This window comes from Pseudonocardia sp. DxW (assembly GCF_058448985.1).
The window spans coordinates 63,642-88,594 of the sequence record NZ_JBZFLK010000002.1 but is presented as its reverse complement, the minus strand read 5'-3'; the positions used below and the strand labels follow the sequence as shown (position 1 = coordinate 88,594).

General features: G+C 73.0%; 25 protein-coding genes. 18 read left to right on the top strand and 7 right to left on the bottom strand.

Going from position 1 to position 24,953, the window contains the following annotated elements; genetic code table 11:
• Position 1 precedes the first annotated feature (1 nt).
• The 3 genes from ACVJO7_RS03270 to ACVJO7_RS03260 all read left to right on the top strand — a co-directional run bounded on the left by ACVJO7_RS03270 (position 2) and on the right by ACVJO7_RS03260 (position 5,032).
• Positions 2–3,406 carry an ATP-binding protein gene (locus ACVJO7_RS03270; protein ID WP_491671656.1) on the top strand — a complete coding sequence of 1,135 codons (3,405 nt, stop codon included), beginning with the start codon at positions 2–4 and terminating at the stop codon, positions 3,404–3,406.
• Complete coding sequence (locus ACVJO7_RS03265) at positions 3,349–4,014, top strand: hypothetical protein (protein ID WP_491671655.1); 666 nt, start codon at positions 3,349–3,351, stop codon at positions 4,012–4,014. The genes ACVJO7_RS03270 and ACVJO7_RS03265 overlap by 58 nt, the downstream gene beginning before the upstream one ends.
• A 184-nt stretch (positions 4,015–4,198) precedes the next feature.
• A complete protein-coding gene (locus ACVJO7_RS03260) occupies positions 4,199–5,032 on the top strand; it encodes a Sco1979 family transcriptional regulator (protein WP_491671654.1) in 834 nt (277 codons plus the stop codon).
• 48 nt (positions 5,033–5,080) lie between these two features.
• On the opposite strand, the gene ACVJO7_RS03255 is transcribed toward ACVJO7_RS03260, so the two are convergent.
• Together ACVJO7_RS03255 and ACVJO7_RS03250 are read right to left on the bottom strand one after the other, a co-directional pair.
• Entirely contained in the window at positions 5,081–6,088 is a 1,008-nt protein-coding gene (locus ACVJO7_RS03255; protein WP_491671653.1) for an allophanate hydrolase, read from the bottom strand.
• Positions 6,085–7,056 (bottom strand): carboxyltransferase domain-containing protein, encoded by a 972-nt coding sequence (locus ACVJO7_RS03250; protein ID WP_491671652.1) that lies wholly within the window; start codon positions 7,054–7,056, stop codon positions 6,085–6,087. Before ACVJO7_RS03250 ends, ACVJO7_RS03255 begins: the two co-directional genes overlap by 4 nt.
• Positions 7,057–7,259: 203 nt before the next feature.
• Between ACVJO7_RS03250 and ACVJO7_RS03245 the strand changes: the two genes are divergently transcribed.
• From ACVJO7_RS03245 to ACVJO7_RS03200, 10 genes are all read left to right on the top strand, one after another.
• Positions 7,260–8,846, top strand: coding sequence for a PucR family transcriptional regulator (locus tag ACVJO7_RS03245; protein WP_491671651.1), 1,587 nt, complete (start codon positions 7,260–7,262; stop codon positions 8,844–8,846).
• 196 nt (positions 8,847–9,042) lie between these two features.
• Entirely contained in the window at positions 9,043–9,744 is a 702-nt protein-coding gene (locus ACVJO7_RS03240) for a hypothetical protein (protein ID WP_491671650.1), read from the top strand.
• A 50-nt stretch (positions 9,745–9,794) separates the two neighbouring features.
• On the top strand, positions 9,795–11,291 hold the full coding sequence (locus tag ACVJO7_RS03235; RefSeq protein WP_491671649.1) for a ferritin family protein: 1,497 nt from the start codon (positions 9,795–9,797) through the stop codon (positions 11,289–11,291).
• A 34-nt stretch (positions 11,292–11,325) separates the two neighbouring features.
• Positions 11,326–11,580 (top strand): toluene-4-monooxygenase system B family protein, encoded by a 255-nt coding sequence (locus ACVJO7_RS03230; RefSeq protein ID WP_491671648.1) that lies wholly within the window; start codon positions 11,326–11,328, stop codon positions 11,578–11,580.
• A gap of 10 nt (positions 11,581–11,590) precedes the next feature.
• Positions 11,591–11,917 carry an MmoB/DmpM family protein gene (locus ACVJO7_RS03225; protein WP_491671647.1) on the top strand — a complete coding sequence of 109 codons (327 nt, stop codon included), beginning with the start codon at positions 11,591–11,593 and terminating at the stop codon, positions 11,915–11,917.
• On the top strand, positions 11,914–12,900 hold the full coding sequence (locus tag ACVJO7_RS03220) for an aromatic/alkene monooxygenase hydroxylase subunit beta (RefSeq protein WP_491671646.1): 987 nt from the start codon (positions 11,914–11,916) through the stop codon (positions 12,898–12,900). Before ACVJO7_RS03225 ends, ACVJO7_RS03220 begins: the two co-directional genes overlap by 4 nt.
• Before the next feature lie 6 nt (positions 12,901–12,906).
• Positions 12,907–13,932, top strand: coding sequence for a 2Fe-2S iron-sulfur cluster-binding protein (locus ACVJO7_RS03215; RefSeq protein WP_491671645.1), 1,026 nt, complete (start codon positions 12,907–12,909; stop codon positions 13,930–13,932).
• 13 nt (positions 13,933–13,945) lie between these two features.
• Entirely contained in the window at positions 13,946–14,281 is a 336-nt protein-coding gene (locus ACVJO7_RS03210) for a monooxygenase system ferredoxin subunit (protein WP_491671644.1), read from the top strand.
• Between the two features lie 18 nt (positions 14,282–14,299).
• The gene (gene pxpA / locus ACVJO7_RS03205; protein WP_491671643.1) at positions 14,300–15,022 is read left to right on the top strand and encodes a 5-oxoprolinase subunit PxpA; all 723 of its coding nucleotides are present in this window, start codon (positions 14,300–14,302) and stop codon (positions 15,020–15,022) included.
• A gap of 103 nt (positions 15,023–15,125) precedes the next feature.
• Positions 15,126–15,356, top strand: coding sequence for a tautomerase family protein (locus tag ACVJO7_RS03200; protein WP_491671642.1), 231 nt, complete (start codon positions 15,126–15,128; stop codon positions 15,354–15,356).
• On the opposite strand, the gene ACVJO7_RS03195 is transcribed toward ACVJO7_RS03200, so the two are convergent.
• Positions 15,346–16,098, bottom strand: a complete 753-nt coding sequence (locus ACVJO7_RS03195) for an SAM-dependent methyltransferase (RefSeq protein ID WP_491671641.1) — start codon at positions 16,096–16,098, stop codon at positions 15,346–15,348. The genes ACVJO7_RS03200 and ACVJO7_RS03195 overlap by 11 nt on opposite strands.
• Before the next feature lie 260 nt (positions 16,099–16,358).
• Here ACVJO7_RS03195 and ACVJO7_RS03190 point away from each other — a divergent pair, with 260 nt between their 5' ends.
• On the top strand, positions 16,359–16,580 hold the full coding sequence (locus tag ACVJO7_RS03190; protein ID WP_344029973.1) for a DUF397 domain-containing protein: 222 nt from the start codon (positions 16,359–16,361) through the stop codon (positions 16,578–16,580).
• Between the two features lie 55 nt (positions 16,581–16,635).
• Here ACVJO7_RS03190 and ACVJO7_RS03185 read toward each other — a convergent pair whose 3' ends face one another.
• The 3 genes from ACVJO7_RS03185 to ACVJO7_RS03175 form a co-directional block, all read right to left on the bottom strand.
• Positions 16,636–17,790 (bottom strand): aminotransferase class I/II-fold pyridoxal phosphate-dependent enzyme, encoded by a 1,155-nt coding sequence (locus tag ACVJO7_RS03185; protein WP_491671640.1) that lies wholly within the window; start codon positions 17,788–17,790, stop codon positions 16,636–16,638.
• Complete coding sequence (locus ACVJO7_RS03180) at positions 17,787–18,308, bottom strand: Lrp/AsnC family transcriptional regulator (protein WP_344029977.1); 522 nt, start codon at positions 18,306–18,308, stop codon at positions 17,787–17,789. The genes ACVJO7_RS03185 and ACVJO7_RS03180 overlap by 4 nt, the downstream gene beginning before the upstream one ends.
• 81 nt (positions 18,309–18,389) lie before the next feature.
• Positions 18,390–18,602, bottom strand: a complete 213-nt coding sequence (locus ACVJO7_RS03175; RefSeq protein ID WP_344029979.1) for a hypothetical protein — start codon at positions 18,600–18,602, stop codon at positions 18,390–18,392.
• A gap of 172 nt (positions 18,603–18,774) precedes the next feature.
• Between ACVJO7_RS03175 and ACVJO7_RS03170 the strand changes: the two genes are divergently transcribed.
• Both ACVJO7_RS03170 and ACVJO7_RS03165 read left to right on the top strand, forming a co-directional pair.
• Positions 18,775–19,950, top strand: coding sequence for a hypothetical protein (locus ACVJO7_RS03170; RefSeq protein WP_491671639.1), 1,176 nt, complete (start codon positions 18,775–18,777; stop codon positions 19,948–19,950).
• Between the two features lie 36 nt (positions 19,951–19,986).
• Entirely contained in the window at positions 19,987–21,366 is a 1,380-nt protein-coding gene (locus ACVJO7_RS03165; protein WP_491671638.1) for a replication-associated recombination protein A, read from the top strand.
• A gap of 2 nt (positions 21,367–21,368) precedes the next feature.
• Here the strand turns inward: ACVJO7_RS03165 and ACVJO7_RS03160 are convergent, their stop codons facing one another.
• Positions 21,369–22,430, bottom strand: a complete 1,062-nt coding sequence (locus tag ACVJO7_RS03160) for a S1 family peptidase (RefSeq protein ID WP_491671637.1) — start codon at positions 22,428–22,430, stop codon at positions 21,369–21,371.
• Positions 22,431–22,806: 376 nt separating this feature from the next.
• Between ACVJO7_RS03160 and shbA the strand changes: the two genes are divergently transcribed.
• Complete coding sequence (gene shbA, locus ACVJO7_RS03155) at positions 22,807–23,928, top strand: RNA polymerase sigma factor ShbA (RefSeq protein WP_491671636.1); 1,122 nt, start codon at positions 22,807–22,809, stop codon at positions 23,926–23,928.
• On the top strand, positions 23,823–24,623 hold the full coding sequence (locus ACVJO7_RS03150) for a hypothetical protein (RefSeq protein WP_491671635.1): 801 nt from the start codon (positions 23,823–23,825) through the stop codon (positions 24,621–24,623). Before shbA ends, ACVJO7_RS03150 begins: the two co-directional genes overlap by 106 nt.
• Positions 24,624–24,953: the final 330 nt, after the last annotated feature.

Below are 24,953 nucleotides of genomic sequence, written 5' to 3'. Positions count from 1 at the left end.
GGTGACCGACGTCAGGGTGACGGCGTTCGGGGTGCTCTCCGCCCGCGTCCGGGGCGCCCCGGTGGACCTGGGCGGCCCGCGCCGCCGGGCCGTGCTCGGCGTGCTCGTCGCTGCGGGCGGCCGCGTGGTGTCCGCCGACCGTCTCATCGACGAGGTGTGGCCGGACGGTCCGCCGCCGAACGCACTGGGGTCGCTGCACGCATCGGTGTCCCACCTGCGTCGTGTGGTGGAGCCCGATCGTCCTCCGCGCGCCCCCGCGACAGTGCTGGCCGGCACTGCACCCGGGTACGCGCTCCGGCTGGCCGCCGACGCGGTCGATCTCTGGTGGTTCGCGGAGCTGGTGGCCCGGGCGGAGCGGGCGGGTGACCCGGCAGGCGTCCTCGATCTCACCACCCGGGCGCTGCAGCTCTGGACGGACGAGCCGTTCGCCACCTACCCGGACGCCGGCTGGGCGACGGCCGTACGTCGCAGGCTCGACGAGGCCCGGGCTCGGCTGTCGGAGTTGCACGCGGGCGCTGCGCTGCAGCTGGACCGCCCGCACGACGTCCTGGCCGATCCGCTGCTCCGGCTCGACCCGCTCCGGGAGCCCGCCGTCGCGCTGCGCGCTCGCGCGCTGTACCGCGCGGGGCGCCAGACCGAGGCGCTGACCGAGATCCGCGAGCTGCGGGCCCGCCTCGCCGACGAGCTCGGACTCGATCCCGGCCCGGAGCTGCGTGCCCTGGAGACCGCGGTGCTGGAGCAGGACCCGGCGCTGGACGGGCCACCGCCGGCGTCGCGCCCCGCTGCCGACAGCCCCGGCGGCGGGGCGCCCCCGCCCCCGCCCGCCCCGGCCGCGCGGCGGGACGACCCGGTCGGGCGGGAGGGCGAGCTCGCCCGGCTGCTGGCCGCGACCGCCGCGCCGGGTCCGCGGCCGGTCGTCGTCTGGGTGGAGGGTGAGCCAGGATCGGGGAAGTCGACGCTGGTCGAGGCGTTGACCATCGCCGCGGGGGAGTCGCGGGTAGCCCGTGGGCGATGCCCCGAGGCCAGCGACGCTCCGCCGGGATGGGCGTGGCAGGAGGTGCTCGCCGCGCTCGGCCACGAGCGGCCGGACCGCGCCGGCAGGGCGTTCGACCTGGCCGGTCGGGTCGGCCGGGCCGTCGCCGGGCACGGCGCGGTGCTCGTCGTACTCGACGACCTGCACCGCGCCGACCACGAGACCCTCCAGGTGCTCCGCGAGGTGGTGACCACCGAGGTCGCCGGGCTTGCGGTCGTGGGGACCTTCCGTACCGGCGAGGTCGGCCCCGATCTGCTCGCGACACTCGCCGCGACCGTCGAGCGGTCCATCGACCGTCTGGTGCTCGGCGGGCTCGACGACGCCGCCGCCCGCACGGTGCTGCGCCGGGCCGCGGGCCGCGAGCTCCCGGAGTCGGTGCGCCGGCTCCTCGTCCACCGGGCCGCCGGCAACCCGCTGTTCCTGCGCCAGCTCGGCCGGGTCGTCGCACACGAGGGCCCGGAGAGCGCGGGGATCCTGCCGCGGGCGCTGCGCGACCTGCTGACCCGGCGGTTGCAGTTGCTCCCGGACAGGGTGCTGGAGACGCTGTCCCGGGCCGCTGTGCTCGGTCGGGAGATCGACGTCGACCTGCTGATGGCACTCACCCCCGACACCCGCGAGGAGGACGTCCTCGACCACCTCGACGCGGCCGTCGTCGCGGGAATGCTCGAGCCGACGGGTGACTCGGGTCTGCGGTTCGTGCACGTCCTGCTCCGGGACACCGCCTACGGCCGGATCCCGCCGCTGCGCCGGTCCCGCCTGCACCGTGCGGCGCTGGCCGGGCTGGAACGGCGCGGGGACACCGGGACCTACACCTTCGAGCTCGCCGAGCACGCGTTCCGATCGCTCGTCCCCGCGACGGCCGAGCGCGCGTTGCCGCATCTGGTGCGGGCCGCGCGGCGGTCGACCGCGGGCGGTGCGCCGGACCGGGCCGTCGGATGGTGGCGGGCGGTGCTGGCGGCGCACCGGATGGGTGCCGGGACGGTCCACGGCCGGCTCGCCGCGCACCGGCACCTGGTGGCGGCGATCGCCGGGAGCGGGGACCGGGGGGCGGCCCGCCGGGAACGGGACGTCTCGCTGGCCGTGGCCCGGGAACTCGGCGACGACACCGACGTCGCACGGGCGTGGCCGGTGCCGGTGCCTGCGCTGTGGACGGCGAGGCCCTTCGACCCGGACGACAGCGTGGCGCGGGCCGCGGAGATCGGTGCCCTGCTCGAGCGCCTGGACCCGCGGGCGGACGCGCTGCGGGCCGATCTGCTCGTCGCGCTCGCCCAGGAGGCGGAGCCGTGGCTGGTCGACGTGTCGCTGCCCTGTGCGCGGGAGGCGGTCGCGCTGGCCCGACGGATCGGTGACCCGCAGCTGCTTTGCCGAGCTCTGAACGCCTGGGCGGTGCACGGCTTCGCCGACGACGACGTCGATGTGCTCGCCCGGTGCGCCGACGACCTGATCGAGGCCGCCGGCGCCGCTCAGGCACCGGACTACCTCGCCCTCGGCCACCTCGTCGCGGCGTCCGACGCGGTCGGCCGCGCCGACACCGCCGATCGCGACCGGCACCTGGAACGCGCGGTGCGGGCGGCCCGCACCGGCCAGCTCGGTGCGATGCTCCTGGCCACCGAGATCGCGGCGGCGACCGACGCTCTGATCGGCGGCCGGATCGCCGAGGCGCGGGACCGGTTCGGCACCGTCACCGACCGGATCGCGGCCGAGGGCGACCCGAACGCGGAGATCATCCGGGCCTGGATCCGGACCACCGTCGAGCTGGCGGCCGGCAGCACCGCGGGGCTGGTCGACGAGCTGGCCGGGCTCACCGGCCGGGTACCCGCCGCGTTGGACGACCTGCTGGTCACCGCGCTGGTCGACGCCGGCCGGCACACCGAGGCGGCCGCGGCGTACCCGGCTCGGCCCTGGCCGCGGGACGCGACCTGGCTGGTGGTGACGGCGTTGCGGGCCCGCAACGCCGCGGCGCTCGGCGACCGGGCCGGCGCCCGGCAGGCCCACGACGCGCTGCTGCCCTGGTCCGGGCGGCTCGCCTGCACCGGGAACGGCCTGCTGGTCGTCGGACCGGTCGACCTGTTCCTGTCGCTCGCCGCGCGCTGTCTCGGCGACGACGCGGGGGCCGACGCGTTCGCCGGATCCGCGGCCCGGCTGGCCCGGTCGCTCGGGGCCGGGCACTGGGCCGAGCGGGCCCGCGCCGTCCGACCGGCGACCCGTCCGTCACCGGCGCGGCGGCAAGAGGACGGCAAGTCGCGGTCAACCGGGTCCGGGCACGGTACCCGGGACCGGTGGCGACCCTGCCGCCCTTGTCGGAAGGAACGTCCGTGTCCCGCAACCTGCTCTACGTGCTGGGCGGCCTCGCGCTCGTCGGATCCGCGCTGATCAGCCTGGCCGGGGGATTACTGCATCCGGTCATCGGCGGCCATGCGCACTCCGCGGCCGCACTCACGGCGCCGCTGACCCCCGCGGCCCAGCTCCTCATCTACACCGGTGCGCTGCTGCTGATGGCCGGGCTGCCGGTCGCACTGATGTGGCTGGCCCCGAACCTGAACCCGGTGGGCGTCGTCGGGTTCGTGCTGTACTTCCTCGGCAACAGCCTCAGCGCCCAGTCACACCTGGTCGTTGAGGGTTTCGTCGCCCCGGAGCTCGCCCGGCGATCTCCCGGGCTGATCCCGCCGGACGACGCGATCCTCGACATTGCCGCCTTCCGGTTGCTGCAGACCGTTGGCGGCCTGGTGCTGCTGGCCGGCCTGCTGTTGATGGGCATCGGTCTGCTGACGGTGCGTGGCGGGGTCCTGCCGCGCTGGACCGGTGTCCCCGCGGTGGCGGGCGCGCTGCTGCTGCTGGTGCCCGTCATCCCGCAGGCGCCGGTGCTGACCGGTCTCGTGGTGGAGCTTCCCCGCGGACTCACCGTCGCCGTCGTCGGGATCGCGATGATCAGGGCGCACCGCGCGGCGTCGGCGGACCGCCCGCTCCCGGTGGGCGTCTGAGCGACACGGGGACCTGCATGCTCCCCCGGATGCGATGATCGTCACCCGGGGGGAGCCTGGGTCGTGCCACCGGCCAGGCATGTCACACTCTCCGTACGCGTCCGTCCACGTTCCGGGGTGGTTGATGGGTTCCGGCGAGTCTCGTCCGAGCGGTTCGGCAGCACCCGAGACCGCGGCCGGGCCGGTGGCGTTGCGCATCCTCGTCGGGACGCACCTGAAGCGTTTCCGGGAGGCCGCCGGCGTCAGCCGGGCGGTCGCCGCCGATCTCATCCGCGGCTCCGAGGCGAAGATCAGCCGGATGGAGTCCGGCCGGGTCGGGTTCAAGCAGCGCGACGTCGCCGACCTGCTGGCGCTGTACGGCAACATCGGTGCGACCGAGCGCTCGGAGCTGCTGGTCCTCGCGCAGCGGGCCAGCGAGCCGGGCTGGTGGCAGCCGTTCAGCGACACCATGCCCGACTGGTTCACCACCTACGTGGGGCTCGAGCAGGCCGCCGCCACGATGCGCACCTACGAGCCGCAGTTCGTGCCGGGCCTGCTGCAGACCGATGGCTACGCCCGCGCCGTGATCGAGCTGGGCCGCCCCGCGCCGCCTGCCGAGGTCGAGCGCCGGGTCACCCTGCGGATGGAGCGCCAGCAGATCCTGGAGGGCTCGTCGGCCCCCGAGTTCTGGGCGGTGATCGACGAGGCGGCGCTGCGCCGCCCGATGGGCAGCGACCAGGCCATGCGCGACCAGCTGGAGCACCTGCTGAGGGTGTCCGAGCTGCCGAACGTGACGCTGCAGGTGCTCCCGTTCAACCAGAGCGGTGCCGCCGCCACCGGCGGGCCGTTCATCCTGCTGCGGTTCGCCGACGCCGACCTGCCCGACATCGTCTACCTGGAGCAGCTGACCAGCGCGATCTACCTGGACAAGCGCACCGACGTCGAGACCTACCTGGTGCTCATCGACCGGCTCGCCGCGGCCGCGCTCACCCCGCGGCGTTCGCAGGCGATGATCTCGTCGCTGCGCGGCATGTTCTGAGTTCCCGGCGAGCGGTCCCGGTCGTCCGGACCGATGGCTCCGTGCTGGTCATGTCCGATCGTAGTGCCGCTCGTCGAGCACCTTCGCGACGTGCTCCACGAGTGCCGCGGCCTGATCGAGGTCGATCTCCCGGAACCGCACGGTGTCCCGGCCCGGCCGGACCTGGCCGACCTTCCACAGCGAGCCGGACGCCACGGTCGCGACGACGGCGAAGCCGCCGGAGGTGTTGCTGTCCGGTCCGAGGATGGTGAGGACGTCGCCGTAGGCGAGGATCCCGCCGAGCGGATAGCTGGTGTCCAGCAGGTTCGACGGGTGACCGCCGGCGACCCCGCTCGACCCGCGCGCCCACTGGAAGCGGTGCGGGTTGAAGCGGATCCCGACCCGGTCGGAGTTGAGGTCGCACCGCCACGACGAGCCGAACAGCACCTCGACGTCCCCGGCGGTGAGGAAGTCCGGATCGGCGTGCGGCCCGCGGACCACCTCGATCTCCCAGTGCTCGGCGTAGTTCGGGCGCAGCGCCGTCGGCAACCGGCGTGCGACGGGGGACCGGTGGGGGACGTCCGCGTCGAGGATGTCGGCCCGCTCCAGGGCGCGGCCGTTGTAGCCACCGATCCCGGCGAGCAGGAACGTGGACCGGGAGCCGAACACCTCGGGGACCGCGATTCCCCCGGCCACCGCCAGGTAGAGGCGGTGCCCGGCTCCGCGGATCCGGTCGCACGAGAGCAGGTCGCCGGTGGCGACCTGGACCGACTCCCACTGCGGGACGGGATCACCGTTCACGGATACCGCGGTCTCCGGACCGGTGACGGCGACCGCGCCGGGGGAGAGGACGCTGGCCTGGAAGCGGCCCAGCGGGATCTCCAGCGCGGCCGCTCCGGCCGGGTTCCCGACGAGCCGGTTCGCGATCCGGAAGGCGAGATGGTCCACCGGGCCGGAGGGGAAGAAGCCGAGCGACTGACGGCCCACCCGGCCGGGGTGGTCCTGCACGGTGGTCTCCAGCCCCGGCTCGATGATCTCCAGGACGGGGGTGACCCCCGACGCCGACGATCGGTTCACGGGATCGCGGCCAGGGCCCGGGCCGCACGCCGGTCGGCCCGGCGCCGCTCGGCCTCCTCGGCGACCTGCGGATCCGATGCGGTCCGCAGGTGGGCGGCGACGGCGTACCGGCCGGGCTCGATCTCGTAGTCATAGCGGCCTTCGAAGACCCGGCGACGGAGATCCAGGAGCTCGGTCTCGGTCACCACGTGGAAGGAGATCCGGTCCCCGGGCTGGATCAGGATCGGGTCCACGCGGTGCGAGCGGCTCCGTCGGCCGAGATCGGAGATCGGCAGGGTCCGGCCGACGATCTGGTAGGCCCCGGCGGACTCGATGGGATGGATGACCACACACGGGCCGCCGATTGCCACGGCGCCCTCCGGGGTCCAGGTGCGGGCCGGGTTGTACTTGGGCGCCACGATCTCGGACCGGGGATCGAGCGGCAGCAGCGACGGCAGGCCGGGGTAGAAGCCGCTGAACGCGTTCCACCACTCCGAGCCGAGCACGCGCTGGTAGAGGTCCTCCCGCCCGGAGAGACCGTTGTACCGGACAATGTAGTCGATGTTGTTGCCGTCGACGACGTTCGGGGCGTCCGGCCGGGTGGCGATCCGGTAGCGGTCGATCGCGTCGCGCGAGGTCGAGTCGTCGAAGGCGATCGGCAACCGGAGACGGCGACTGGGCAGCACGATCGACGCCGGCTCGGGGATGTCGCGGTGCAGCTCTTGCAGGCCGGCGACCACCCCGGCCTGGCTGATGATCGCCGGGTCGTAGTGGACGAGCAGCGAGCGCAGCCCCGGTGCGAACTCGAGGACGCCACGGATCGGGTGGCTGTCCAGGTGCCGCGCGGTCGCGTGCACGAAGAAGTTGACCTCGAGATCCACCGGCAGCTCGTCGCCGTACTCGACGAGCAAGGCATGGTCACCCGCGGTCCGGTAGACGATCCGCGGCCGGTCGGCGCCGGCCTCGGTGACGGTGACGATCGCCGACACCTCCTCCCACCCCCTTCCGGGCTGCGCCCGCCACCATTCTCGCCGTTCTGCGTCCGGTCCGGACGTGCACGCCTTGTACACAGCTCCGGGGCGGGTTGTCCGCCGCGCGCATTGATCCGCCGTGCGCGCCTCCGGTGAGGTGCGACGATCACCACGTGCCGGACGTGGCCCAGGCGTCGGCGTCGGCGGTAGCTTGTCCGCTCATGGTGGCCGTGCAGTTCCGGCCGACCACAGCTGTGCTCAGCCGGGCGAGGCCTACGGGAGGCAGCATGCCACTCAACGCCCAGTCACTCCTCGACCGCCGGGATCTGAAGTTGCTCCGCATAACCGGCTCCGACGAGGCGTTCCGCAGGAGCCTGAGCTGGGCGTTGATCAGCGAGCTCCCGGACCCCCGCCCGTACGTCGACGGTGGTGAGCTGGTGCTCACCACCGGATCGCGGGTCTCCGGTGCGACGACCACGTGGAGCCGCTACGTCCACCGCTTGGTGGAGGGCGGTGCCGTGGCACTCGGTTTCGGGGTGAGCTCCTACTACCCCGAGGTGCCCGCGGCGCTGGTGGACGCGGCGGGTGAGTCGGACCTGGCACTGATCGCGGTGCCACCCGGGACCCGGTTCGGCCGGGTGAGCAGGGCCGTCGCCGACGGGATCCTCGACGCACGTCAGCGGGAGCTCAACTTCGCGGTCGCCGCGCAGCGGGACCTGACGCGTGCGTCGCTGGCTCCCTACGCCCCCCGCGCGATGGTCGACCGCCTGGCCAAGGCCCTCGGGGCGTGGGTGTTGCTGCTGGACCACGACGGGTCGCTGCGGGCGGGCGTCGCCGCGGGCCGGATGCACCTGGACCGCATTCGGATCGAGCTGCCCCGCCTGCGCGACGCGGACACCGCCGCCAGCCTCGGCATCACCGCCGCCGGGGAGACGATCGGCCTGCTGCCGCTGGTGGTCCGCGGCAGCGTCCGCGGTTTCCTCGCCGTCGGACGGTCGACGCCGTTGGGTGTCGCGGAACAGTCCGTCGTCACGACCGCGGTGTCCCTGCTGTCCGCGGAGCTGCACAACGCCCGCAGCGTGCTGGACGTGCAGCGGCGCAACCGGCTCGCGGTGTTCCAGATCGCCGTCGAGGGGCAGATCGCCATGGCGGTCTCGACGGCACGGACGCTCGACGTCGACTTCCCCGAGGGCGATCTCCGGGTCGCGGTACTCGGCGTCCCCGCCGGGCACGAGATCGAGCTGATCGAGCACGCCGAGCGGGACCACGGCCTGCGATGTCTGTCCGCGCTGGTCGCCGAGTGCGAGAAGGGCCGCGTGGTCGTGCTGATGCCGCCCGCGGAGGGGGACATCCGGACACTGGAGTCGCTGGTCCGGCGGATCCCACGGGCGCGCGGTGCGGTCAGCGACCCGACGCCGGCGACCGGCCTACCCGACGCGTGGCGGGAGGTGCGGTCGGTGTTCAGCAGCGCACCGGGCACTGCCGGGCAGCTCGCCCACAGCAGCGACGTCGCGACCGCCGGACTGCTCCGTCACCTGAACTCCGACCAGGCCCGGACCTGGGCCAGGACGCTGCTCGCACCGCTGACGGCGAAGGACCGCAAATCGAAGATCGACCTCCGGCACACGTTGCGGACCTTCCTGGCGCACAACGGCCAGTCGGACGCCTCCGCGACCTCGCTCGGGGTGCACCGGCACACGCTCCGCTACCGGATGGGCAAGGTCGCGGAGGCTCTCGGCCGGGACCTCGACGACCCGTCGACGCGGGCCGAGCTGTGGATCGCGCTCCAGCTGAGCGACGAGCTGTAACACGGCCCGGAAAGCGAGGGACCCGTCCCGGGACCATCCGACGGCCGGTCTCTCCCGGGTGGCACACGTCACCGTCGCCGGTTGTCCAACGTGCGCATACCCGTCACCACCCCGGGCGCCGGAGGCTTCGTCACAGGTCAGCCCGCCCGGGATGACCGGTCCGTCCCGGACACACCGGTGAGCCTGGAGGTGCCACATGGGCACGACGCTGCACCCACCGCAGCTGGTCACGAACTCCCGCACGCTGTACCTGGTCTGGGTTCCCGAGGACCCGGACGCCGTCGCGAAGCTGGTGCCCGAGGGCCTCACCCCGGCCGGGACCTGCTATATCAACCAGTACGTCGTCGACGGTCCCGACCAGACGTCGGCGACCGGCGGTGACGAGGAGTTCGGCGCCTACTCACTGACCTACCTGGGCGCCGACCTGGCCGGGCTCGACACCGAGGCCGGGGTGCCCGCCCGCTGGTGGACCCACTACTTCAACAGCTCGGACGTGATGTCCCGGTACGCACGGGCGCACGGCGTGCCGGCCGGCGAGGCCGGCAGGACGACGCTCACCCTGGACGACGGGCTGCTCACCGCGACCACCCACCTCGGCGGCGGGCCGGTCATCCGCACGACGGCCCGCTGCACGGTCGGCACCCCGGTACGGGCCACCGGTCAGCTGCGCTACATCACCGCCCGCGCGGACGAGCTGATCAGCGGTCGCTACGCCTACGTCGCCGACCTGGCCGAGCAGTTCGAGGTCCTCTCGTTCGAGTTCCTCGACGAGAACCACCCCACCTACCAGCTCCGGCCCGCCGACCCCCTCCAGGTGACCTTCGGCTTCTACGCCCCCTCGATGACGTTCGTGTACCCGGGCGGGGAGGGCCCGCTCGGCAGCGAGCACGGCAGCTGAACCCGCGCACCGTCCCCGAGTCCCGACGAGCAGACCCAGGAGAGTCCTCCATGGCATTGCTGGAACGCGCACAGTGGTACGAGATTGCCCGTGACACCGAATGGACCCCACGCCACGTCACGGTCGACGAGCTGTTCCCGCCGGAGCTGAGCGGCGGCGAGGGCATCCCCGACCAGGTGTGGTCCACCTACGACGAGCCGTACAAGATCAGTTACCGGGAGTACGTCGACGTCCAGCGGCAGAAGGACGCCGGCGCCTACTCGGTGAAGGCGACCCTCGAGCGGGCCGACCTGTACAACAAGGCGGACCCGGGGTGGATCTCCATCCTGAAGGAGCACTACGCCGCGGTCGCCGTCGTCGAGTACCACGCCTCCTTCCAGGAGGCGCGGTTCGCCCGGTGGTCGAAGGCACCCGGAATGCGCAACATGGCCGTGTTCGGGATGCTCGACGAGATCCGGCACGGACAGATGCAGCTGTTCTTCCCGCACGAGTACGTGACGAAGGACCGCCAGTTCGACTGGGCGCACCAGGCCATGCACACCCAGAACTGGGTCACCCTCGGCGCCCGGCACTTCTTCGACGACATGCTCATGACCCGGGACGCGATCGACACCGCGATCTGCGCGAACTTCTCGTTCGAGACCGGATTCACGAACCTGCAGTTCATCGGTCTGTCCGGGGACGCCGCGAACGCCGGCGACTACACGTTCTCGAAGCTGATCCAGAGCATCCAGTCGGACGAGGCCCGGCACGCCCAGCTCGGCACGCCGCTGCTGAAGATGCTGATCGAGAACGGCCGGAAGGCGCACGCGCAGAAGCTGATCGACATCTCGTTCTGGCGCTCCTACCGGCTGTTCACGATCCTGTCCGGGATCCCCATGGACTACTACGTCCCGCTCGAGGTGCGGGAGGCGTCGTTCAAGGAGTTCATGGAGGAGTGGATCGTCACCCAGTTCATGCAGTCCCTGGAGGACCTGGGGCTCGACAAGCCGTGGTACTGGGACATCTTCCTGCGTGACATCTCCGAGCACCACCACGGCCAGCAGCTCGGCACGTACTCGTGGCGCCCGACGCTGTGGTGGAACCCCGCCGCCGGGGTCAGCCCCGAGGAGCGGGACTGGCTCGAGGAGAAGTACCCCGGCTGGAACGACACGTTCGGCAAGGTCTGGGACGTGATCATCGACAACATGGTCAACGGCCGGTGGGACCGGACCGTGCCCGGCACCCTCCCGGTGATCTGCAACGTCTCCCAGCTCCCGATCGTGGGGACGCCGTCGCAGACCCTGCGGGACATCTCCCTGGTGCATGAGGGCCGTAGATACCACTTCGCGTCCGAGGTGGACCGATGGATCTTCGAGGACGACCCCCGGCGCTACCGGAACCACAAGAACCTGATCGACCGCTTCCTCGGGGGCGACATCCAGCCGGCCGATCTGGGCGGTGTCCTGCAGTACATGGGCCTCGGCGTCGTCAGCGACGGCGGCGAGGACGCGCACGGGTTCGCCTGGCTCGACTCGTACCGCGCTCAGCTGGCCGCCGCGGGATGACCGCCGGCACCGTCACGATCCTCGGAGGGTAGGCATGGCACTCGTTCCGCTCGCGTCACATTTCGACGGTGACTTCGTCATCAAGCTGCTGCCGGTCGACAGCGAGAACACCATGGACGAGGTCGCGGAGGCGGCGAAGGTCAACGCCGTCGGCATCCACGTCCCCGACCGACCGGACCGGACGATCCGAGTCCGCAAGCAGGGAAACGCGTCCCCCTTCCCGCGCGAGATGACGGTCGCCGCCTCCGGGCTCGAGGCGACCGAATGCATCGAGCTCTACTTCGAATGAGGCGTCGACCGTGACCATCGAGAATCCCGTCGGCCCGATCCTGCAATCGGGCGAGATCGCCCGTGCCGTCGCCGCGGCCGTCCAGGTCGACAACGCGGGCCGGCAGGTCCAGGTCCGCGACCGGGGCGCCTACGTCCGCATCGAGGTCGAGGGCGGCGAGTGCATGCTGCGCCGCGCGACGATCGAGGAGGAACTCGGGCGACCGTTCCGTATGTCCGAGCTCGAACTGAACATGTCGTCGTTCGTCGGTCAGATCGAGACCGGCACCGAATCGGTCCGGTTCTACAAGGGCCGCACCTCCGGGAACGGCGCCGCCCCCGAGGAGGCCACCACATGACCGCTCCGCTGAAGCCGCTCAAGACGTGGAGCCATCTCACCAAGCGGCGCCGCAAGCCCAGCGAGTACGAGATCGTCTCGACGAATCTGCTGTGGCACACCGACGATCCCGAGCAGCCGTGGGACGTCGCGCACACCGGGCCGATGGCCGACCACTACCGGCAGCATCGCAACCGGAGCCCGATCACCCACCCGGACTGGGACGGGTTCCGCGACCCGGACGAACTGGTCTATCGCACCTACAACATCCTGCAGGACGGTCAGGAGTCCTACGTCGAGGGGCTGCTCGACCAGCACAACGCCGAGGGGCACGACAGGGGGCTTCCGCCGGAGCGGGTGGCGACCCTCGCCCAGCTCTACACACCCAGCCGCTACCTTCTGCACACCCTCCAGATGGCGAGTGCCTACCTGGTCCACATGGCCCCGGCCAGCACCATCTCCAACTGTGCCGCATTCCAGACGGCCGACCAACTGCGCTGGCTGAGCAACGTCGGCTACCGCACCGCCGAGCTGGGCATCTCCCATCCGGGGGCCGGCTTCGGTGAGCGGGAACGCTCGCACTGGGAGGATCTCCCGGCATGGCAGGGCTTCCGTGAGCTCATGGAACGTCAGCTCACCACCTTCGACTGGGCGGAGGCCTTCGTCGCGCTGAACGTCGTCGCGAAGCCGGCGGCCGAGGAGATGGTCTTCCGGCAGCTGGGCGTCAGCGCCCGGCGGCACGGGGACACGCTCCTGGGACTGCTGTCGGAGGCCGCGCTGCGCGACACCGAGCGCTCCCGTCGATGGACGGAGGCCCTGGTCGCCCACATGGCACAGGAGCCGTCGAACATCCCGGTCCTCACGGAATGGGTGGGCCGGTGGCAGCCGCTGGCCGAGAACGCCGTGCGGGCCTACGCCGAGGAGCTGGCCGAGAACGCCGAGGCCGCGGACCGGGCGATCAGCGTGACCCGTTCGTTCCAGCGGCACCTGGGCCTCGGAGTCTGAACGACGATGACGACCACCACGGGGTACGGCGTGGCGGTGGACGGCGCGGACGGGTTCCCCTGCGCGGAGGGCGACACGATCCTTCGTGCCGCCCTCCGCGCAGGGGTCGGGCTGGGGTACGAGTGCAACAGCGGATCGTGCGGCAGCTGCCGGTACGAGCTGCTCGACGGTGAGGTCGTCGACCGCCGTCCCGGTGCCCCCGGGCTCAGTGACCGCGACCGTCGCAAGGGCCGCCGGCTGGCCTGCCAGGACGAGCCGCGCTCGGACTGCCGGATCAGGGTCACCGGCGCGGGGGTGCTCACCACCCATCGGCCGGTCCGCCAGACCGCGACGCTGCGGTCCGCTCAGCCGCTCACCCACGACATGTCCGAGTTCGTGTTCGAGACCGACCGGCACGCCGGCTTCGCCCCCGGTCAGTACGCGATGCTGAGGCTGCCGGGGGCCGGCGTCGAACGTGCCTACTCGATGAGCAACATCGGGAACTGTCACCGGCGGTGGGCGTTCGTCGTCAAGCGTGTCCCGGGCGGCGCCGCCACCTCGCTGCTGTTCGACGGGCTGCGACCCGGCTCGATGGTCGAGCTCGACGGGCCCTTCGGCCACGCGTACCTGCGCGACGGGATCGGGCGCCGGGTGTTCCTCGCCGGCGGTGGGTCCGGGATCGGGGCGATGACGAGCATCCTGCTGGGCCTCGCGGCCCGGCCCGACGCGGGTTCCCGGTCCGTCGAGTTCTTCGTCGGCGGGCGCACCGAGCGGGACCTGCACGTGCCACAGGCCGTCGGCCGGGCCGCCCGGCGGCTGGGCAGGCTCCGCCTGCACCGCGCCGTGTCCGGCGGCGGTCCGGTCACCGACGGTGCGGACCCGCCGTACCGCGGGTTCCTGCACGAGGCGGTACTCGAACGGCTCGGCGACCCGCCGGCCGATCTCGCCTGCTACGCGGCGGGCCCGCCGGCGATGACCGATGCACTGGCACGGGCCCTGGTGATCGAGCGCGGCCTGGCCGCCGACCGCCTGTTCTACGACCGGTTTCTCTGAGAGGGGGCTCCCGATGGCCTTCGTCCGCGTGTGCAGTCTCGACGACGTCTGGGAGGGCGACATGGAGTCGTTCGACGTCGGCGGCAAGGAGGTCCTCGTCGTACATCTCGACGGGGGCGAGGTGGTCGCGACCCAGGCCATCTGCCCCCATCAGCAGGTGGAGCTGGTCGAGGGCGAGCTGGCGAAGAACACGCTCACCTGCCGCAGCCACCTGTGGCAGTTCAACCTCACCACCTGCCGGGGTATCAACCCGGCGCACACCGAGCTGGCCAGCTACCCGGTCCGGCTCGACGGGGACGACGTCTACGTCGACCCCGACGGCGACACGCCCAAGGTCGCTCACTCCTGAACCGGAAGGATCATTGACATGGTCGCCATCAACTGCGACATGGGTGAGGCGTACAGCATCTACTCGTGCGGGGACGACGAGGGGCTGATGCCCTACATCACCGTCGCCAACGTGGCATGTGGCTTCCACGCGTCGGATCCCCTCGTCATGCAGAACACCGTGAGACTGTGCCGGGCGCACTCGGTCAAGGTCGGTGCGCATCCCTCGTTCCCGGACCGGGACGGCTTCGGTCGCCGGGAGATGGCGATGGGTGCCGACGAGCTGACCGCCGCGGTCGTCTACCAGGTCGGCGCACTGACCGGGTTCCTGCGTGCCGAAGGGATGGCGCTGCACCACATCAAGCCGCACGGTGCGCTCTACGGACTCGCCTCCCGCGACGCCGGGGTCGCCGCCGCGATCGCGGCCGCCGCGGACGTCTTCGACGTACCGCTGATGGGGATGGCCAACACCCGGCACGAGGAGGTGTGGGGCGCGCGGCCGCAGGGATTCATCGCCGAGTACTACACCGATCTGGACTACCGGCCCGACGGGTCCCTGATCATCACCCGCGAACACGTGGCCTACGATCCCGCCCGTGCCGCCGAGCGCTCCGTCCGCGCGGTGCGGGAGGGGGTCGCGAGCGCGGTCGACGGCACCGACATCCCGATGCGCGCCGACTGCATCTGCGTGCACTCCGACACGCCGGGCGCCGTCGATCTCGCCAAGGCCGTCCATGAGGCCCTGCAGCCGTACCTGACCTGATCCGGCGCCCACCCCGGGGCGCCCACCGGCGCAGTGCCGCCCACCGGCCCCGGTGGGGCGCACCGCCCGACGGGCGCCCCACCGTCACCGAAGGTGGAACATCATGCCGTTCATCCGAGTGGACTGGTTCCCCGGCCGCACCCTCGAGCAGAAGCGGGAGCTCGCCGAGGTGCTCACCCGTGAGTTCGCCCGTATCGCCGACTGCAGACCGGAGACGATCAACTTCATCTTCACCGACGTCAACCGGGAGAACTGGGGGCGCAACGGGAAGCTGTTCTGCGACGCGTACGAGTACGAGAACGAACCGCCGGAGCGGCCCGCGGTCAGTTCTTGAACGCCACCCCGCCGTACTCGATCCACTCCTTGGTGGCCTGCACCTCCGGCGCCACGTCGTCCGGGTGCCAGGTGGACACCTCGACGATGCCCGGCTCCACCACCGACAGCCCGCCGAACAGCGCCTCGACCTCGTCCGGCGTGCGCACCCGGCCCCAGTTGCCCCCGGTGTTGGTCAGCATCATGTCGGTGAGGTTGCGCCGCACCTCCGCGTCGGTGCTCGCCAGGTGCGAGATCACGACGGCGCTGCCCTTCGGCAGCCGGTCCAGCACGCCGGCGACCAGGCCGGCCGGGTCGTCGCCGTCCGGGATGCAGTGCAGGAAGGACAGGAACAGCGCCGCGGTCGGCCGGGAGAAGTCCAGCAGCCGGGTGACCTCGGGATCGCTGTAGATGGTGGCGAAGTCCCGGACGTCGGCCTGGATGACGGTGGACGCGTCGTCCTGCTCCAGCAGGGCGCGGCCGTGGGCGAGCACGATCGGGTCGTTGTCGATGTAGACGGTGCGCGAGGCCGGATCGACCGCCTGCGCGACCTGGTGCACGTTGTCCTGGGTGGGCAGGCCCGAGCCGTGGTCGAGGAACTGGCGGATCCCGTGCTCCTCCGCCAGGTACCGGACGGCCCGGATGAGGAAGCGCCGGTTGTTGATCGCGAGCGCCGCGGTGCCCGGGGCGGCCGCGGAGAGCGCGGCGCAGGCCTGCCGGTCCACCTCGTAGTTGTCCTTGCCCCCGAGATAGAAGTCGTACATCCGAGCCACGCTCGGTGTGCTGACGTCGACCTCGGACGGCGTGACCGATCGCGCTCGATCCATTCCTGCGACGCTCCCTTGCTCGACCGTTCCGACGGGCCCGGCCCCCGATCGTGCACATCGGTGCCCGGTCGTGCCGATGGTAGCGGTTGCGCCGTGCATTCGAGCCGCCACCCGGACGTGTCGTAAACGGCGAACGGGGGAGCGGACGACTGCTACGGTTGCAATTGCATCAGTCCAGAACGTCGGGAGGGATACCGATGAGCGAGATCGATCTGCCGGACGGCCTTCAGTGGCGGAAGAGCATGCGCAGCAACCCGAACGGGGCCTGCGTGGAGGTCGCCCCACTTCCGGGTGGCGGTGCCGCGGTGCGCAACTCGACCCGGCCGGACGGCGCGTACGTGACCTACACCCGGGCCGAGATCACCGCGTTCCTGCAGGGCGTGCACGACGGCGAGTTCGACGACCTGATCGCACCCTGATCCCGGCGTACGACGAGCAGGCGGGTGCCGGTCACTGACCGGCACCCGCCGTCGTTCACAGCCGGCGCAGGAAGTTCCCGATCCGCTCGACGGCCTGTTCCAGCTGCGGCAGCGCCGTCGCGTAGGAGCACCGGACGTGCCCCGCGCCGGACGGGCCGAACACCGTGCCCGGCACCACCGCGACCGACTCCTCGCGCAGCAGCCGCTCCGCGAACGTCTCCGCGTCGAGCCCGGAGGACCGGATACTCGGGAACGCGTAGAACGCCCCGGCCGGCTCCGGGCAGTCCAGGCCGGCCTCGCGCAGGCCCTTCACGAACACCCGCCGGCGGCGGTCGTAGTCGGCGACCATCTCCGCGACGTCCCGCTCGGCGTTGCTCAGCGCCTCGATCGCGGCCATCTGGGACACGTGCGGCGCGCACAGCATCGTGTACTGGTGCACCCGCAGGCACAGCTCGGCGATCGGCCGGGGAGCGGCGAGCCAGCCGACCCGCCAGCCGGTCATCGCCTGGGCCTTGGAGAACCCGCCGAGCACCACGGTCCGGTCCCGGGCGCCGGGCACCGCACCGAGGCAGCTGTGCACGCCCTCGTAGGTGAGCCGGTCGTAGATCTCGTCCGACAGGAGATAGAGGTCGTGCCGCTCGGCGAGCGCGACGAGTGCGCGCAGCACCTCCGGCGGCTGCACCGCACCGGTCGGGTTGGCCGGCGAGCCGATCAGGATCGCCTTGGTCCGTGGGGTGACCGCGGCCTCGACGGCGGCGACGTCGATCGCGAACCCGTCCTCGGCCCGGGTCGGAACGCCGACCGGCGTCCCGCCGGCGAACGACACGCACGGCTGGTAGGCGACGTAGCAGGGCTCCGGGACGATCACCTCCTCGCCCGGGTCCAGCAGCACCCGCAGGGCCAGGTCCAGTCCCTCGGACACGCCGGTGGTGACCAGGCACTCGGTCGCCGGGTCGTAGTGCGCGTCGTACCGGGACGCCAGGTCGGCGCAGATCAGCTCGCGCAGCCGGGGGAGGCCGGCGTTGCCGGTGTAGGTGGTGTAGCCGCGCTCCAGGGCGTAGATCCCGGCCTCGCGGATCCGCCACGGCGTGACGAAGTCGGGTTCCCCGACGCCGAGCGAGATGACGTCGTCCATCTCGGCGGCGATGTCGAAGAACCGCCGGATCCCGGACGGCGGGATGGCGGTGATCGTGCTGTTCAGCGGTTTCACGGCGTCACCGGCAGCCGGTGGTCGGCCTCCGGCTCGGCGAACGAGTCGCCGTCGCGCTTGTGCGTCGCCAGCACGAAGTGCGTCGCGGTGGAGCGGACCCGGTCGATCGTCGACAGCTTCTGCGACACGAAGTCGCTGATCGCCCGGATGTCCGGCCCGACGACCGTGCAGCGCAGGTCGTGCCCGCCGGAGACCAGGTAGCAGTCGCGGACCTCGTCGAACCGCGAGATCCGGGCGGCGACGTCGTCGAAGCCGACCCCGCGGGCGGGCTCCACCGCGACGTCGATGAAGGCGGTCACCCGGGCACCGGCCCGGCCGGCACCGGCGAGCGTGCCGTCGGTCGTGCCGTCCTCGTACCGGGCCCAGTCCACGACCGCCCGGTGCCGCCGGATCACCCCGGTCCGCTCCCACTCGGTGATCCGCGCGTCGACCTCGTCGACCGGCAGACCGAGCATGGTCGCGACGGTGTCGTGGTTCAGGGAGGCGTCCCGTTCGAGCAACTCGAGGATCTCGCGCACGCGCCCGACCCTACGTCGGCCCCGGGCGTTCCGAGCCGGCCACCACGCCGTGGGTGACGGACCCGACTCCGGCGGATCGGCTCAGGCCGCGCGGGCCACCCGATCGGGTGCCGGTGCGCTCGCCCGGGCCGGGTCGAGCAGGCCGCACTCGAGATCGACGAGCCGGGCCCGGGTGCACGGGCCACACACGAACACCACCCCGCCGGGGCCGTGGTGGCTGCTCCACTCGAGGCCGTGGATGTCGGCGGCCGTACGCGGCCGGGTGCAGAGCGGGCATCTGAGGATCGTGTCCATGCCCCATGAGGGTGCCGCGGGCGTGTTGCCGGAGGGTGACGGTGCGCGTCGCCGGAGTTGCGTTCCGGCGACGATCCGGGGTCCGCGGCGATCATCGTGCCAGGTCACGAAACGGGTGCGACCCGGTGAACCCGGTGTGCGACCACCGGTAGCAGGGCTACTGTCCGCGCGCATGAGCAACGAGCCGTCATCGGGCGGCGACCCGCAGCAGGGGGCCGCGGGGACGCCGGACGACGCGGGCGCCGCGGCGTCCGGACACCAGGCGCCCCACGGTCAGCAGTCGTACGGCGGGCAGCAGGCCCAGGACCCGTACGGGCAGCCGCAGTACGGCACGTCACCCGGGCAGGCGCCGCAGGGCGGGCAGCCGCACGGGTACGGCGAGCAGCCCACCGCTGGGCAGCCGTATGGGGACCAGCAGTACGGGGGCCAGCAGTACGGCGGGCAGCAGCAGTACGGGGGCCAGGACCAGTACGGCAGGCACACCCAGGGCGCCTACCAGCAGCCCTACCCGTCCGGCCAGCAGTACGGCGGCTACCCCGGTCAGCCGGTCGGTCCGGCCGGCGCGCCCGTAGGCACCTCCCCGGACCCGCTGGTGCCGTTCTCGCTCAACGACTGGTTCGCCAAGATCATCGGTGTGCTGCAGCGCAGCTGGAAGCCGCTGCTCGTCGTGCAGGCCGCGGTCTGGGTGCCGATCGCACTGCTGGAGGCGGTGCTGATGCTCACCGGGCTGCGGGTGGAGCCGGACGGCGCGCTGCCCGCGGTGGGGAGCGTCGTCTCGCTAGGGCTGGCGAACCTGATCACCTCGGTGGTGACGGTCGTGCTGGGCGCCTTCGGGATGCTGGCGACGGTGTTCGTCGTCATCCGGGACGCCGCCGGGCGCCCGTACGAGCCGCAGCAGGTGTGGGCGTTCGTGAAGCAGCGCGGCCTCGCGGCGGTCGGCTGGTACTTCCTCGCGGGTGTGCTCGTCGTGGTCGGCGTGATCGCCCTGGTGCTCCCCGGGATCTACCTGGGCACCGTGTTCTTCGGTGCGCTGGCCGGGGTGCTGGCGGTCGAGCGGGCCGGCATCGGCCGGACGTTCGCGCTGGTCAACCCGCGGTTCTTCCCGGTGCTCGGCCGGGGGGTGCTGCTGGTGATCACGATATCGGTCGCCGGCGTGCTGATCGGCCTGATCACCGTGCCGTTCGCGTTCATCAGCGTCGTGCTGGCCCAGCTGCTCTACTACGTGCTGATCATCCCGCTCGGCCTGGTGTCCGGTGCGGCCGCCGTCGTCACCTACGCGGAGAACCGGTTCCACGAGCACAACCCGGTGCACACCCCGGTACTGGCCGACGAGATGGACCGCGCCTGACGCTCCGCGGGCCCGGCCCTGGCAGGCTGGACGGCGATGAGTACCGACGGCCTGTTCGACATCGACCCCGGCCCGGGATCGGACGGCGCCGAGGACGGCCCCCGTCCCGACGCCCCGCTGGCGGCCCGGATGCGCCCGCGGACCCTGGACGAGGTCGTGGGCCAGGCCGACCTGCTGAAGCCCGGTGCGCCGCTGCGCCGCCTGCTCGACGGTGGCGCGGCGGCGTCCGTGCTGCTCTACGGCCCGCCCGGCACCGGCAAGACCACCCTGGCCCGGCTGATGGCCGGGGCGGCCGGCGGTCCCGGCGGCACCGCGCCCGCCCGGCACTTCGTCGCGCTCTCCGCGCTCTCCGCGGGGGTGAAGGAGCTGCGGGCGGTCATCGAGGACGCGCGGCGCAGGCGCGACCGCAGCGGCACCACCACGGTGCTGTTCATCGACGAGGTGCACCGGTTCTCCCGCACCCAGCAGGACGCGCTGCTCGGCGCCGTCGAGGACCGGCTGGTCCTGCTGGTGGCGGCGACCACCGAGAACCCGTCGTTCTCGATGGTGTCACCGCTGCTGTCGCGCTCGCTGGTGCTGCAGCTGCAGTCCCTCGGCGAGGACGACGTCCGCCGGCTGCTGCGCCGCGCCGTCACCTCCGAGCGCGGGCTGAACGGCGCGGTGGAGCTGGCCGCCGAGGGGGAGGACGCGCTCGTCCGGCTCTCCGCCGGTGACGGCCGCCGGGCGCTCACCGCGCTGGAGGCGGCCGCCGACGGGGTGCTCGGTGCGGGCGGCTCGGTGGTCGATCTCGCCGCCGTCGAGCGGGCGGTCACCGAGGTCGCCGTCCGCTACGACCGGGCCGGCGACCAGCACTACGACGTGATCAGCGCGTTCATCAAGTCCATCCGCGGCTCCGATCCGGACGCGGCACTGCACTACCTGGCCCGCATGATCGTCGCGGGGGAGGACGCCCGGTTCATCGCGCGCCGGCTGATGGTGCACGCGTCCGAGGACATCGGCCTCGCCGACCCGACCGCGCTGCCCGCCGCGACGGCCGCCGCGCAGGTCGTCCAGCTCGTCGGGATGCCGGAGGCGCGGCTCGCGCTGGCCCAGGTCACCGTGCACCTGGCGACCGCACCCAAGTCCAACGCGGTGATCACGGCGATCGACGCGGCGATGGCCGACGTCCGCTCCGGGAAGGTCGGCGGGGTGCCGGCGCACCTGCGCGACGGGCACTACGCGGGGGCGCAGCAGCTCGGGAACGCGGTCGGCTACCGCTACCCGCACAGCGACCCGGACGGCGTCCTGCGCCAGCAGTACCCGCCGGACGACGTGGTCGGCACCGACTACTACACGCCGTCCGGCCGTGGCTTCGAGCGGACGCTCGCCGAGCGGCTCCCGAAGCTGCGCCGGGTCGTCCGCGGCACCGGGGACTGACCTCAGCCGGTCGTCAGCGTCAGGTTCAGCGCGCTGGTCGCGGTCCGGACCGGGGTGAAGTAGCTGGTGCAGTTCCCCGAGCCGCCCGCGCCGGTGTGCACACCCTGGGCCTGGCCGCCCGAGGTGATGTAGGGGGCGCCGGAGTCGCCCTCCCGGGCGCACGCCCCGACCGCGGTGAGGCCGGACTGCTGCTCGCCTTCGAAGTCCACCGTCACGTCGGTGCGCTGGACGGTCCCGCAGGACCGGCCGCTGGTGGAGCCGTGCAGGCAGACCGACGACCCGACCGGCGCGACCGAGGTGCCGCGGACCCGGGTCCCGGCCACCGTCGGCGAGGCGCTGCCCTGCTCGACCGGGATCGCACCGACGTCGACACCGTCGCCCGCGGTGCGCCCACCGGAGCCGATGGTGCTCTGGTCCGCGGCGTACCAGGTGGCGGACCCGCGCAGGCAGTGCCCGGCCGTGATCACCCAGTCACCCGCGCCGTCGGACGCGGCGAAACCGGCCGTGCAGCGCCTGCTCCCGTCGCTGATCGTGTCGCCGCCGGACACCGCGGCCTGCCGCCGCGGCACCGCTGGTACCCGCTCCACCCGCACCACGGCCGGATCCAGGCCCGCGGTCAGCTCGTCGGCGAGCCGGCCGGCGTCCGGTCCCTCGACGACGTCGAGCACCAGCTGCTCGGTCCGCGGGTCGATCCCGTATGACGCCAGCCCGTCCGGCAGGCCGGCCGCGGTCCGGTCGCCGAGCGCCCGCAGCGCCGCCGACGGGTCGCGCCGCGGCCCCTCCCGGAGGACCGGCGTCGCGCCGAGCGCGCCCAGCACCGCCGCCGGCGCCGGGTCCCAGACGCCCACCATCAGCCGGCCGTCGTCGAACCAGGTCCCGGCGATGGCGTCACCGGCGGCCGCGGTCACGGCGGGCACCAGCTCTGCGGCGGCGGTCTCGGTGAGCGCCGACGGGCCCACCGGCGGCACCGGTGCCGCCGCCGCCGGCACGGCGACGCCGAGTGCGATCACGGCGGCGCCGGCGAGGGCGGCGAGCGACAGGCGGTACGGGCGGCGCAACGGCACGGGGGAGGTCCTCCGGGGAGCGGGCGGGGGTGGCACCCGGCTCAACGAGCCCGCGGCCGTTCGGGTCACGCACAGCGGCGACCCCGGAAGGAGTGACAGGGAGTGGACGCCCGATCGGCGCAGAGGTTGCCTCGGAGGGCCGAAAGGCACTACCCCGCGTCTCCACATACCGCAAATTGAGCATGTTGATTGACCCCGATCGGGCGTGTCGCCAGGGTTGATCGCAGGCCGGGGTGCGGCCGAGCGGACCTGCGGGGCCGCCGGGGCCCGGCAGGAGGACACCGAGCGTGCCGACCGACCCCCCGGGACCGGGCGGAACCGCCGGGGTCGCAGGGACGGGGATGCGGCGGGGCTGCATCGGAGGAGCGCTGGCACGATGCATGACGGACTCGCGGTGACCGAACCGGCCGTTACCGGCCCGGCCGTGCACGGCGGTGACCCACCGGCCGGCCCGCCGGAGGCCCGGACCGCTGCACCCGACCTGCTCCCGCCGGAGCTCCTGCAGGCGGCGGTCGCCGGCGACCAGCAGGCGGTCGCGCTGCTGCTGTCGCGGGTCCAGCCCCAGATCGAGCGGTTCTGCCGGGCCCGGCTGGGCCGGCGGGAGACGACCCTCGGCTCGGCCGACGACGTCGCCCAGGACGTCTGCATGGCGGTGCTCGCCGTGCTGCCGGACTACCGGCTGTCCGGGATGTCGTTCCGCGCGTTCGTGTTCGGCATCGCCCGGCACAAGATCGCCGACGCGTTCCGGGCGATGGCGCGCAACCGCTGCGACGCGGTCGAGGAGCTGCCCGAGCGGATCGGCCGCGAGGAGGACCCGGAGCAGGTGGTGCTCGACGCCGAGCGCAACGACCGGCTCACCGACCTGCTGGGCATCCTCGGCCGGCGCCAGGTCGAGATCCTCACCCTGCGGGTCGCGGTCGGCCTGACGGCCGAGGAGACCGCGGACGCGCTGGGATCGACCCCGGGTGCGGTCCGGGTCGCCCAGCACCGGGCGCTGCAGCGGCTGCGCCGCGAGCTGGAGGAGCGGGCGGCCCGCCGGGACGGGTCGCCGGCCCCGGCCGCCGCACCCGCCGGTGCCCCGCCCGCGCCCGGCCCGGCCGGCCGGCCCGGCGGCGATCCCGGCGCCGCGGCGCCCCCAGCAGACGGATCAGACGGACCGGGCGCCGCGGCCGGGCGAGCCCGCCGGCCTGCCGGTCGCGGTCTGACCGGCCCACCGGACGGCGGGCCCGCCCGATCACCGGTCGTCCCCCCCGGACCGGTGGCCGCGGACGCGGACCGCAGTCGGCCGGTGCCGGCGTGCTCGGGCGCACGCCGGCACCGGCCGTCCCCGTTCGGGCGTATCGGCGGTGTTCGGGGCGCGGTCCGGGCCGTCTGCGGATTAGGTTGCGCGACATGGACGTTCGGTCGCAGCAGGATCCGCTGGTCTCGGGCTCGATCGGGGAGTGGCTGGCCGCGGCCGGCGCCGCGGTACGGCGCAGCCTGGTCCCGCTGGTGCTGATCCAGCTGGCCGTGTTCGTGCCGGTCGCGGTGATCGTCGGCCTGCTCGGCGGGCTGGGCGCGTTCGGCGACGCCGAGGCGCTGGCCCCCGACTACGGCTTCGGCTACGTGCTGCAGACCGAGTCGCTGACCGTCCGGCTGATCTCGGTCGTGCTGGGCACCCTGGGGCTCGCCGCCTCGGTGTTCGTGATCGTCCGGGACGCGGCGGGCCGGGCATGGACACCGGGGGAGGCGTTCGGCTTCGCCGGGCGCCGGTTCCTGCCGCTGATCGGCTGGATCCTGCTGAGCAGCGTGCTCACCGTCGTCGGCTACGTCCTGCTGATCCTGCCGGGCATCTACCTGACGGTGGTCTTCGGCGGTGCGCTGCTCGGGGTGGTGACGATCGAGCGGGGCGGTCTCAGCCGCACCTTCCGGCTGGTGAACCCGCGGTTCCTCGGGGTGCTCGGCCGGCTGCTGCTGCTCGCGGTGCTCTCCTTCGTCTACAGCCTGGTGGCGGCGGCCGTGTCCGCACTGCCCGGTCTGCTCGTCGGCGGTGACGCGCCCGCCGTCGTCGGCGCGCTGCTGATGAACCTGCTGACGATCCCGCTGGTCGTCTTCACCACCGCCGCGCTGGTGGTGCTGTACGGCGAGCTGCGGTCCCGGCTGGAGCCGGGCACCGGGACGGCGACCTTCGCCGACGAGCTCGACCGCCGGTGACCGGCGGATCCCGGTCCGGGCACGGGGAGTAGCCTGGTCGGCGGTTCCCGGGCCGGACGGATCGAGGGGAGGGCCCCGTGATGAGCACCGCCGTGACCAGCACCGCAGGGTTCGCGCGCGCAGTGCCGTCCCGCGTGCCGTCCCGCGCGCGGTCCTCCGCCGCGTCCGACGAGCCCTACCCGGGCCGAGCGCCCGGCGCGGGCTCCTGACCCGGCCCGCGATCGGCAAGCCTCCCGGCGCGCCCGCGTCGTCCCGCCGTACGGTGTCCCCACGCAGCGACCCCGCGTCGCCGGCGCACCCGTCGCCGTACCCGTCACGAGAGACCTTCCG